At 45.4% G+C, this 12,084-nt stretch carries 7 protein-coding genes; 1 reads left to right on the top strand and 6 read right to left on the bottom strand.

Translation table 11 applies throughout. The features are described 5' to 3' along the window. Positions 1-18: 18 nt before the first annotated feature. From nagB-II to K0H61_RS13185, 6 genes are all read right to left on the bottom strand, one after another. Positions 19-1,017 (bottom strand): glucosamine-6-phosphate deaminase NagB-II, encoded by a 999-nt coding sequence (gene nagB-II / locus K0H61_RS13160; RefSeq protein WP_220049821.1) that lies wholly within the window; start codon positions 1,015-1,017, stop codon positions 19-21. Between the two features lie 81 nt (positions 1,018-1,098). After that, on the bottom strand, positions 1,099-1,992 hold the full coding sequence (nagK, locus tag K0H61_RS13165) for an N-acetylglucosamine kinase (RefSeq protein WP_220049822.1): 894 nt from the start codon (positions 1,990-1,992) through the stop codon (positions 1,099-1,101). A 208-nt stretch (positions 1,993-2,200) separates the two neighbouring features. Further along, positions 2,201-4,888, bottom strand: a complete 2,688-nt coding sequence (locus K0H61_RS13170) for a beta-N-acetylhexosaminidase (protein ID WP_220049823.1) — start codon at positions 4,886-4,888, stop codon at positions 2,201-2,203. Positions 4,889-5,635: 747 nt separating this feature from the next. Beyond that, the gene (locus K0H61_RS13175; RefSeq protein WP_220049825.1) at positions 5,636-6,322 is read right to left on the bottom strand and encodes a SapC family protein; all 687 of its coding nucleotides are present in this window, start codon (positions 6,320-6,322) and stop codon (positions 5,636-5,638) included. 35 nt (positions 6,323-6,357) lie between these two features. Next, the gene (locus K0H61_RS13180; protein ID WP_220049827.1) at positions 6,358-7,881 is read right to left on the bottom strand and encodes a tryptophan halogenase family protein; all 1,524 of its coding nucleotides are present in this window, start codon (positions 7,879-7,881) and stop codon (positions 6,358-6,360) included. A gap of 110 nt (positions 7,882-7,991) precedes the next feature. Beyond that, entirely contained in the window at positions 7,992-10,616 is a 2,625-nt protein-coding gene (locus K0H61_RS13185) for a TonB-dependent receptor (protein ID WP_220049828.1), read from the bottom strand. A gap of 425 nt (positions 10,617-11,041) precedes the next feature. Between K0H61_RS13185 and K0H61_RS13190 the strand changes: the two genes are divergently transcribed. Then, on the top strand, positions 11,042-12,061 hold the full coding sequence (locus K0H61_RS13190) for a LacI family DNA-binding transcriptional regulator (RefSeq protein ID WP_220049830.1): 1,020 nt from the start codon (positions 11,042-11,044) through the stop codon (positions 12,059-12,061). Positions 12,062-12,084 lie beyond the last annotated feature (23 nt).

Here is a 12,084-nt window from a genome sequence, read left to right on the forward strand (position 1 = left end):
CGCTATAGCCTTACAAGCTTACAGGGTTTGGGTCACTTTTTTGAGACCTGCAGGCTGATCAGGGTCGATACCACGGGCAATCGCAACGGCGGCAACATCGATATAGAATCGTTGCAGTAGCGCCAGTGGTGCAACACGTGGGTGGATCTCGAACGCGGTTTGATTTAAATGAACAAGAATGGCACCGCGCTCCTTCACATTGGCAATCTGCTCGATATGACTGGCGTAGGACTCATCACCAATACATACATCGACGATAGTAAGTTTTTTCTCAACTAGCGTCACCGGACCGTGCAGGAACTCAGCACTGCTAAAGGCCTCGGCATGAATAGAGCACACCTCTTTTAATTTCAGGGCAATTTCCTTAGACACCGCATAACCTAAACCGCGACCTAGTACCACGAGGTTTTTCACATCCTCAACCGACTCAGCAGTGAGTTGCGGCTCGGCATCCACTGCGCTCTGTAGCGCTTGGGGTAAAGAATTGACCGCATCCTTTAAAGACTCATTCTGTGTCCAAGCCGCAGCTAACTGCAGGATGGCAGATAAGGTCGCAAGGTAACTCTTCGTTGCAGCAACCGCGTGCTCAACACCCGCACGCAGTGGCACTACCATATCGACAATGTCCTTAATCGGCGCGCTTTCATCATTAACAAGCGCGACACAATAAGCACCCGCGTTTTTCGCCATACGGGCCTGTGCCAAAATATCTGGGCTGCGACCCGATTGCGAAATCACAATCACGAGGCCACCTTCAAGTTGTAAGCTCTTTCCATAGACGCTGGCAACTGAAGGGGCTGCGGCAAAAGTAGGAACACCCGCTTCAATCTCAAATAAATACTTAGCAAACACGCCGGCGTGATCCGATGAACCACGGCCAACAATCATCACAAATCGAGGAGCATATGCACGTAGCTGCTCACCGAGGGATTGCATAATGCCTTGGTTGGCCGTAATTTGCGCGGCGATTTTTTGCGGGGCGGTGCGAGCTTCTTGCTCCATAATAGTGTTAGTCATGTTCTTACCTTAAGAGTCATCGTTATTCTGCTGCATGGATTATTTGAGGTTGTTAACACTCAAGCCATTACCTACAGCAGCTTATTTCGTAAATTCTTGCTGGGCGAAATACATGGCGCCAAGTTCTGGCGGCGCTAGGGTTTCGGAAATTTTTGCAACCACATCGGTGCCAAGCCAAGGCCTTAAAGGCTCTGCAAGGCCACCTATCATGGAGAAGCGCACAGGATTGAGACTAAAGAGTTTTCGCGCCATCTCGCTAATATAGCCAGCGCCTTCCTGCACGATAGCCGCAGCGACCTTATCCCCTGAAACAGCACAATCCAGTACGCCTTTGGCAAGTTCCGCATAACAGCTTGATGATTTACCTGCCAAATGCTCAACAATCCCAAGGGCATCTTTTACATCAAAATGTTGCAGCAACATTGGCGTCAGCTTTGTCGGCTCAGCAAAACCATCAAGAGTTAGCAGCACATGTTCAGCGGCCTTTAACCCGAGCCAGGCACCACTCCCTTTGTCACCTAAAGCAAAACCGTGGCCGCCAATACTGAGACTTGCCTCTCCCACATGGGCATAACCGCAGGAACCGGTGCCAGTGATGATCACCGCGCCATCTGCACCGCGATGGGCACCAATGCAGGCGGTATGTAGATCGGTAGTGACATACATGGCCGCAAAGGGATGTTGCCAGTTGATCACATCTTGATATAACCGCGGTACGTTCACACCAGCCAAACCCAGCCCTGCCACCAGCAGTTTGATATCGGTTTGTGCCATTCCTGCATCCCGTAAAGCTAAACGAGTCGATGCCTCAATGGATTCAAAGGTCTGCGCGAGTCCATGCAGCGGATTAGCGCGGCCTGCGACCCCCGTCCCTAAAACTTGACCGTCTGCGGTATAGATAGTGGCGCGGCATTTACTGCCGCCACCATCAACACCGACATATAGTGGTCTCTCTTTTGTCAGGACTCCCCCCATGACACCCCTCTTTCATCTCTAATCTGCTAGACCATCAATTGGCGAAATTCAGCATTTGGCTTGAGTTAAATCTATGTTACAACCAAAATGACAGCGTTGTCATTTTATTTTTGAAAGCAAATGCGAATTAATTTAAAAATGGCTTTCCACACTACATTGGAAGATTTAAAAGGCCGTATTTTCCTAGGAAAATACGGCCTGATATTAATTACTTTTCAATAAAGAGGCTGCGGCCGCGGCGATTTCCATCTGCAGCAATAGCGCGAATGTCGAGCGGCGTTTTAACGGCAACACCCTCTTGATAGGTCTGCCAATCACCATTTTGCTCTCGATACTCAATCTTAAGGCCTGGGTAGGCAATATTGGCAAACAGCTTTCCATCCTTAATGCTTGCCCCCACCGTTGGCACTCGGTAATCGATACCCGCCTTATCAAGCTTAATTAACTCCTTATGCCCTAAGGTATTGGCTAATCGCTGCCAATCTTCAGCCTGCCGCGCTCGCATTTCTGGAGTAAAAAAACCGCTGCTTTGATTGTAAACAGCGCCTTGATATTGATAGGGAACCTCCCACTCGGCCTGATGCCAAGCTCGCTCTGCAAGCATCAATAGCCTAGGGAAAATCATATATTCGGCGGTATCATCGCTGCGAATCGTCTCACTCCAAAGCTGTCCTTGAATCCCTCGGAAGGCCTTACCTTGCTTCCTTGGACTCGCGGTAACGTTACCGTCAGCATCTTTTTTCACAGTATCATCCGCCTCAAAGGGCAGATTTTGTAAATCAGTCCACTGCTCGGCATTAGCCGCTAAGTTATCCGGCATGAAGCTAAACACTTTGTGACTATTGGTTGCCCTGCTTGCCCAGTAATAGCCATGCTCCTTTGGATCCGCTTCGTAGGGAAAATCGAAGTACAGCACTTCGGGATTGGACAATACGACATCCCAGCCGTTGTTTAACTGCTTATGGGCCCGCTCATGCCCTTTGTAGGCAATCACATCCCAAATATTAGACTGCACTTTAGCGGGCATTTTTTCGGGGCGAACATGACCCATGCCATCGCTCCAACCTGCAGCCTCAATGCCTTTGCTCGCCAATTGATTGGAAATGCGTTCGATAAAATAGGCGCCCAGATCATCAATGGAAGCTACCCCCTTATCGTTATTAGCGATAAAAGCTAAACATTCAGGGGATTGTTTCCAGGCACCCGCGGTTTCATCGGCGCCAATATGGTAACGAGAAAGCGGCACGCCTGCGGCTTGATGTAATTTGGCAATTTCATCAATCACTTTATCGACAAATTGATAGGTCGACTCCATGCACACATTCAAAGTGTTATCGTCGTAATATTGCACTGAAGAATAGACAGTCTTGTCATTGGCATCGGACAGCAAGTAACGATTCGCCTCACCTTTTTCCCCCTGCGCCATCAGCTTACGGTAACGAGCCTCCATCGATTTGATTGCTGCGCGGCTATGCCCTGGCATATCCATAGATGGGATCACCTGAATTTGGCGAGCATCGGCATACTGTAAAATGTCGATATAATCCTGCTTGCTGTAAAAGCCATTGACGCTAGTATCGGCAAAGGGGCCGCTGCCCAGTTGCGGCAATAAACACTTATCCTCATCTAAATCGTGACACCGTTTACTACCAATATCGGTAAGCTCCGGCAGATCAGCAATTTCTAAGCGCCAGCCCTCATCGTCGGCCATATGCAGATGTAATTTGTTGAGCTTATAAGCCGCCATTTGATCGAGCAGCTTAAAGATCATTTCCTTCCCGTGGAAATTACGTGCCACATCGATGTGCATGCCCCTGAAGGGATAACGGGGGCTGTCGGTAATCGTCATAGGATTTACACGCAGATCCTTCACATCGACTAGGCTAGCAAGGGTAGATAGGCCATAGGAAAATCCAGATGCGTCATTTGCGGCGATACGTATTTCAGTTGACGTAATATCAAGCAGATAACTGCCCTCAATACCTTCTCGCTTTTCAAGGTTAACCTTAAGCCCCTGCTCGCTTTGCATCACACCTAATCTTGCAAGGCGTGTTAGCGCTGCGGCGATTTGTTCAGGTTTTAGCAGTTCTTGAATAGCGCCCTGATAAACAATCTTTACCCCCTTACTGAGCAAGACTGATTTATCGTGAGCTTTAATATCAATATGTTGTGGCGTAGGAACAATACTATTGACGGCAAGCGCGGCATTATCACTTACGGCAGCATTGTTGATATATAACTGTGCTGCAGTGGCGGGAGGCAATTTATCGGCCTCGGTGCGGCGGTATTGCTTTACCATGTCATGGTAAGCCTCGACATAGGGTCTAAGCTCCAGCCCTGTCTCACTGTCTTTTTGAAGCACAGTGCTTGCAATCACCACAGGCGCTAAACCGGGAGACACTAAATAATAATTTGGCATGGCATCGGTTTCAGAAAGCTGCCATAGCTCACCCCGAAACCGTAACGTCTTTTTAATGCCTTGCTGAAAACCCACAAATGCGGCCGTAGGCTCGATACGGTAGAGATCGCCCTTTACGTGGGTAAGTGTGAATTCATCACCTTCAACCGAATGCACTGGACGCATTTGGCTGAAATAAATAGCCCAATCTTTATGGTTAAAATCGATATTCGACTGAAGGTCGATTTCAGCAACAAAACAGCGCCCATCAGCCTGTGCTTTATCGCAATGTTCATCGGGGATATTAGTCACTACGCGATAGCGCACCGCAAGATTATCACCAAATTGTTGTAGCTGAGTTTGGCGGTCAGTTGTTGGCACAGAGGATGTTGATGCCTCAAACAGGGTTGATGGCGTCACCTTTTCATTAACGGTGACTTCGGAGCAAGCACTTAATCCCAGTGTCAATAAAATCGATGTAGCGATTTGTTTTTTCATTCTTTTCCCTTCAATAACTGCAGGCTCTTAACGGCATTTGCGTCCGAGATGACAATGCTCGTACAGTTAAATACTTCTTCAATTCAGTGCGCTTTCTAGAATCTTTGAGCCTGTATCTAAAATCTATACATGGATTATTCGAACACTGAATCTTTAGTATTTCGATAAATCCTACCCGTAACATTCTCAAATTTCTTTAGGCTTCTACTCAGTGAAAATCCCCAAATCATCCACTAAAAAAATGGCTGAGTACTGCAATCAGTACCCAGCCCACACCAGTTTCTGGGGAGAGAAAATCAAAGACAAGCGTATGACTACCCGACTAGCAATACCTTGCCAAACATGAGTAAGGAGACCTCATCCTTCCCATGCGGACCTTTCGACGAAGCGAAGCAATTGACTTACGAAGCCTTGATTAAGTGTTCCAATAATCAATGACAACGCTGTCATTGATTAAGTTACACAAGTATCAACCTAATTTCTACATTTTTCTGACATTTAAAATAAGGAATTTGTTCTGTTATATCTTTTTTCATTTATTTCAGATTGTTATAGAGATTAGAGTCGCAATTCAATCTATCTATACAAGAAGGGAAGCGTGAACTGAGGGCGAATTCTGTTAATGGGTAAGATTAAAATCCCTAAAAGCGAACGTTGAGAGAGTTAAAAGCCAGAACAATAGGAAACTCCCCATGTTCTGGCTTAGAGAACTAAATATGATATAGCAATCGTATGCTGAACCACTTATTAGTCGATAACAACATCCATCATACTTAGCGAGCAAAGATGTGCATAGATTGGGCCGTAGAATCCGCGTTTCGCGAAATCCAGCATAGTTGCTTCATCGAGTTGAGCTAATTTCTGCTCATCAACAGTGTAAATACCGTCGATATTGGTCTTAGCACCATTAAGCGCAGTGACCGTTAGGGTGCGAGGTTGCAGTAATTCTTTCTCTACTAACGTTTTGATGAAAAAATGGCTCACATCACGGTATTTTGCCTGCGCGCTAGCAAGTTCTAAACGCTTGTTCAGGTAATCGGTTTTATCGCCATCTTCGTTGAATAAACGATTTGGACCATCCTCATTAACCGCTGCATTATTGATATCAATCCCAAGGATAATACGGTCTTCCGACACATTACTCATACCGAAAGGATAAAGCTGCACTTGCATCGGCAGATAACGAGACTGCCATTTTCCTTCTTTTAATAACTTATTAGTGTTCGGTTTTAAGGCGGTTAAGGCTACGGCAATAAACTCACCGGTTTGGGCATTTTTGGTAAAAATGATCGGAAAGCTGGTCGCGGCAGTGACAAATTCTTGCACGAATAAAGGCAACATGTGCACAGTTTCAAAGTAGCTATAATCAACCTTGTCATTGACCGTTAGGTTTTTATGCGCCGCATCATTCAACGGTACAAATTGTGTTTTCATTCTATTTTTCCTTTTAACACAGACTATTTACTTGCTTAAATCGGTTGTAATCCATGGACATGGATTTTATCAATAAGTTCTCTGTGGCCCGGTAAGCCATTCAATAATTGCTGCTTAGTTTGCATCATTCGACGCAGATATTCCGTGGCCGCATTGGCTGTCGCTACCCTACCATGTGCAGGCATGGTTGGATACCTCATGCCATAGAGAACGTACAAATAGTTATCCATGTTAAACACCTCGAACTTGGATGCAAAATCCTCTTGGATTGGGGGAAACTGTTGCCAAAGTTTAAGGCGTGTTTTTAATCCCTCGGGGATAGTTTCATCGAGACGGTTATCACACCAAAATGCCGAATCTGCCCTATCGGATAGGCAATAATGCAACTTAGCAAATTCAACCACTCGCTCCCAAGCATGACTTACCGTTGCGTTAAATCGCTGGGCTAAGTAATCACAATCTTCGTGATTCACAGGGAAACGGCTCGCAAGGAACTGCGCAGAAAAGTCTGTCAATAGAATCGACGTTGCTTCAATCGGTTCTAAAAAACCTTGAGCAAGCCCTAAAGCGACGCAGTTTTTCTCCCAAAATCGCTGACGATAACCTACCTTCATGGGGATTTTACGATGGGGAATGTCGGCTAACTTCCCGCCAAGGTAACTATCGAATTTATCTTCAGCCGTCCCCTGCTCCATATGGGCAGAAGAATATACAAAACCAGTCCCGCGTCGTTCGGTTAATGCGATATCCCAAATCCATCCCGCTTGATGTGCTGTTGCCAAGGTATAGGGCGGGATCTCCTCGGCTTTATCCGTAGGGATTTGTGCCACCAGCGCGGTGTCGATAAATAGCTGTTTCGATTTATCGATAAAGGGCACCTTCAAGGATTTGGCCAACAGAATAGAATCAAAACCACTGCAATCGACATAAAAATCGAAGGCTAAGTTGCCCTGCTCAGTTTGCAGCGATTGGATTGAACCATCTGCAGCAAAATTAACCCCATGGACAGTGGCAAAACGATGCTCGACGTTAAATTTCTCGATGGCATTCTTAGCAAGTAACTTGGCAAACTTAGCGGCATTAAGATGATAGGCATAACCTAACACCCCAGTATATTCAGGCGTGGTGATAAGTTTTGGCGCCTTTTTCGCCTCACAAACACTGTGCTGCACCGAACCAAAATCAGCAAAGTGCCCTTCCCCAGCCTTGAGCCACCACTCGTTTAAATCGCCTACAGCAGATTGCGGCATATCGAAGAGATGATGATAAAAATTCCCTGCACCATGGCGAGTTTTATCTAGCCAATTTACAAACTTGATGGATTGCTTAAAGGTCACATCACAGCATCGAATAAACTCGGTTTCGCTTATGCCAAAACTTTGCAGAGAGCGGCGTATTGAAGGTACCGTGCCTTCCCCTACCCCGATGATTGGAATGTTGGGTGATTCAATTAATGTAATGCAGATGTCGGGATTGGACTTTAACGCGCGGCCTAAGTGGTTAGCAGCCAACCAGCCAGAGGTTCCACCACCTATAATGGCTATTGTTTTAATTGTCATAGTTTTTCCATAAGCACTGCCAATTATCAATCAATGATGTAAACAACTAACGTAATCCATCAGATAACAAAAAGCCTAGCGAATGCTAGGCTTTTTCATTGCATATCAGCTTAGAAGCGTAACGCTACGCCCAGCTTGTAACGGGCTTCACCATCAAAGCTCCATACAGGGTAGTTATCTTTAAACTCACTGATAACCCCTTCAGCATCGAGTGCTGCCACACCTTTTTGCACACTATCTTCTTCAAGTAAGTTAACTACTTCAAAGGTAACGGATAGGTAATCGGTTACATCATAGTTAGCACTTAAATCAACTGTGCCATAGGCTTGATGCTCACGGTTACCATAGAAACCGGGTAATTCGCGCATCATATACTCCGAACGCCAGTTATAAGCGACACGGGCAGAGAAATCATCCATCTCGTAGTAACCCACTAAGTTAACAGTGTGTTTAGACGAGTCAGAGAATACGCCAACACGGTCAGGATAGTTTTCAGCAGGCGAGGTTGCATCGGCAAAGGTGTAGTTAGCTGAATAGCCGAAACCATTGTCGAATGAGTCCTGCAGCTGCAACTCAATACCGTCGATTGAACCGCCAGTCGCATTGTAGTAATTGGTCAATGACCAACAATCGTACTCTCCATCCCCACAAGCGCTTCCACCGTCTTCGATTAAATTTGGATCTTCAATGCCGATTTGTTGGTTTAGTTTTTCGCGGGTTGAGATAAAAGAGCTAACGTCCTTAATAAAGTAAGTCGCCGCAAATAAACCTTCACCGCTAAAATACCACTCTAAGCTGAGATCCGCCTGTGATGCCTTAAACGGTTTAAGACCAACGTTACCTCTAACCATTTTCTCATTACGCGGAGTACCGTCATTGAATCCAGGTAATCGTGAAGTTGCAAAAAGATCGGCGTAGTTAGGACGAGAAATCACTTGCGCCGCAGACGCCCTTAAAATTAACTCACTGCTTAAGTCAAAGGCGATGTTTACACTTGGTAAAACATCATCGTAACTCGCTTTATCCGTGCTTAATGCATTCGCATAACTACCATCGCTTCCTAAATCGTAATAATCCGATTCGATATCGGTAGAGATATAGCGTAAGCCGAAGTTACCGCGAACACCTTCACCTGCAAAAGTGGCCATACCGTACAGGGCGAAGTTTTTCTCCTGCAGCGTGCCATAACCCGATTTATCTAGGGTAAAACCATCAATAACCGCGTAGGAATCTTTGATCATGTTGTCGAAGATTGGCTCAGGCAGAGTAAAGCCCGCACCTGAAGACATAGTACCGGAGTAATAAGCTGAGGCATCTTTAGCGACGATATTTGAAGAGTTTGCCGCTTCAGTCGTTTGGGTTACTTCATGGTCTGCATAGCTTAAACCCGTTTTGAACGAGGTAATCACCCCAAGTTCTACCGGCACTGTGATATCGAAAGTCGCAAACGCCTCTTCATCGGTGTTAGGTTGCTTTTTCAGCGCCCAACCCGCAGTTTCTAACTGACCATTGAAATCGTCCGCATCGAATGATTTGTTGGCGATATCAATATCAATTACATCACCCGTTGCATCGTAGGTACCGGCAAAATCCGCTGGAACACCAATTGATTGACCATAGTTGGCCGTTAAATCGGTACCGCCTTCAGCTTTAGTCTTTCCGATACGGCCTTCTAGCTTGTAGCTTTCTGCCTGATAGGCAAAATCAAAATCTACTGTGTCAGAAGACATGCTGGCCTTACGTGCCCAAGTCTGTGCCCAAGCGAATCCACCTTGATCGGTATGTTCAATTAAGGTACATACGCCAGCTGCGTTTTGTTTAAGACAGGTATTCTCACCCTGTTGAGTCGGGAAGAGGAAAATCGAGGTATTGGCGTTGTTCGCATCGAGCTGAAGGCTCATTAGGTTTAGGCCAAACTCTAAATTGTCTGTTGGTCTATATTGCAGCGCTGCGTTAATTGCAGTGCGCTCACGATCCTGTTGGAATGTCGTGGGAACAATTTCCCCCCAACCTAAAAGCGTTTCAATACCATTACGTTGGTATTCTGTTTGATCTAAAGAACCCGCGACTAGGAAGCCGAATTTCTCGTCATCGGTTTTCCAGCTATAAAGGCCTGAGGTTTGTGGATCGATTTCTTCAGAAACCGTGCCGTAGTCGCCTTTGGCACTCAAAAATACTGAGTTAGCTTCTAAATCTAATGGTTTACGGGTTTTTACAATCACAGTACCACCAATACCGCCTTCGGCAATATCGGCTTGGGATGATTTGTACACTTGAATACCGCCAACCATTTCGGGCGGCAGTAAGCTGTAGTTAAAGCTGCGGTCAATGGCCTGTTGATCGAACCAGCCCGTAGAGGCAACGGAATGACCATTGAGTAAGGTACTGGTTAATTGGCTCGACGCGCCACGGATAGAAACCTGCTGACCCTGACCAAACTGGCGGTTAACAGCAACACCAGGGATCCGACCAAGAGATTCACCCACGTCACCGTCAGGGAACTTACCAATATCTTCTGCGGTTACTGCATCAACAACAGCATCAGAAAAACGTTTATCGTTTACCGATGCCTTCATTGATGCGCGCATACCACGCACTTCAATTTTTTCAATATTTTCAGGAGCCGCATTGGCTGCAGCTTCCTCGGCGGCAACGGCACTGATAGAAACCGCGCTGCCAAGCAAAAGAGCAATGTTTGTCGCGAGGACACTTTTCTTAAAGGTTGATGGTCGCATCTCGTTTCCCTTCCATAACTTTATTATCGTTTTAGTATTCATAACCATTCCATCGGAATGACAACGCTGTCATGTCTGTGCAAACATTACACAATTATTAACAGCCTTGCCACAACAAAATAACGGGAAAGGAAAAAAAATATCGAAATACAAATTGCTACCGACTAAATTAAGATTATTTTCCAACAAATACAGTGACTTGAATATTAGGGTGTAAAGTTACAACTAATCACTGACTGTCAATAGCTTAAAAAATACTGAAAATTGTAACAATTGAGCATTGCTAAGCAGCGTAAATACTCGCACTATAGCCCTGAAAATAATAAAAATGCAGACCGAAGAGTCTGCCAGTAGACGCGATAAAAGCGTTTTACACTTCTTTAAAAGCCAGCTTTTCGCAAATTTGATTAAGAGTTTTTACATCAATGAAAGTCACTATCAACGACGTAGCTAAATATGCGGGCGTTTCGATAAAAACGGTATCCCGCGTTACCAATAATGAACCCTCGGTGAAACAAGCCACTGTTGATAAAGTTAATGAAGCCATTAAAGCGTTAAATTATCAGCCTAACCTTGCCGCACGAAACCTTGCGGGCACAAAGTCCTATGCTATTGGTTTTATTTACGATAACCCCAATGCCTATTATATTATCGACATGCAAAACGGTATTCTTTCGGCCTGTAAAGATAAAGGTTATGAACTAGTAATTCATCCCTGCAATGCGAAATCGGAGAACATCTGTGATGAACTCTGTAACCTGGTTAAGCATTCCAGACTCGCGGGCTTAGTATTAACTCCACCGCTCTCTGAAGATCCCAAGGTGCTCAAAGCGCTTAGCGAAATTGACGCTAACTATGTACGTATTATTGCCGGGGAAGAAACTAAAGTCGGTGATGGACTCACTATTTTGGTCAATGACAAGTCTGGTGCAGTAGAAATTACCCAGCATCTGATTGATTTAGGCCATAAAGAGATTGGTTTTTTAAGTGGTGATTTACACCATGAATCCACCAAAGAGCGTTTACAAGGCTTTAAACATGCCTTAACAAAGAACAAGCTCAAGCTGAATAAAGATTACATAATTGAAGGAAAGTATTCTTTTGAATCAGGGGTGGCTGGTGCCAATCAATTGATCACACTTGAGAATCGCCCTACAGCTATTGTTGCTTGTAACGACGAAATTGCCGCTGGGGCATTATTTGCGGCCAGACTAGCTGGATTGGATATTCCAAATGATCTTTCAATCGTCGGCTTCGAAGACAGTCCATTTTCGAGACAAACTTGGCCTAAACTCACTACTGTCCATCAACCCAATACCGAAATAGCCAAGGTGGCGACAGAGTTGTTAATTGCCAATCGCCGTGAACAACATACGACCCTCTCAAAAACCTTTACGCCAGAACCGGTACTTCGCGACTCTTCTGCATCACCCCATAAGCAGTAATAATTTTGCGGCGAGTGCTTAAA

This window comes from Shewanella acanthi, from assembly GCF_019457475.1.
Classification (GTDB): Bacteria; Pseudomonadota; Gammaproteobacteria; order Enterobacterales; family Shewanellaceae; genus Shewanella; species Shewanella acanthi.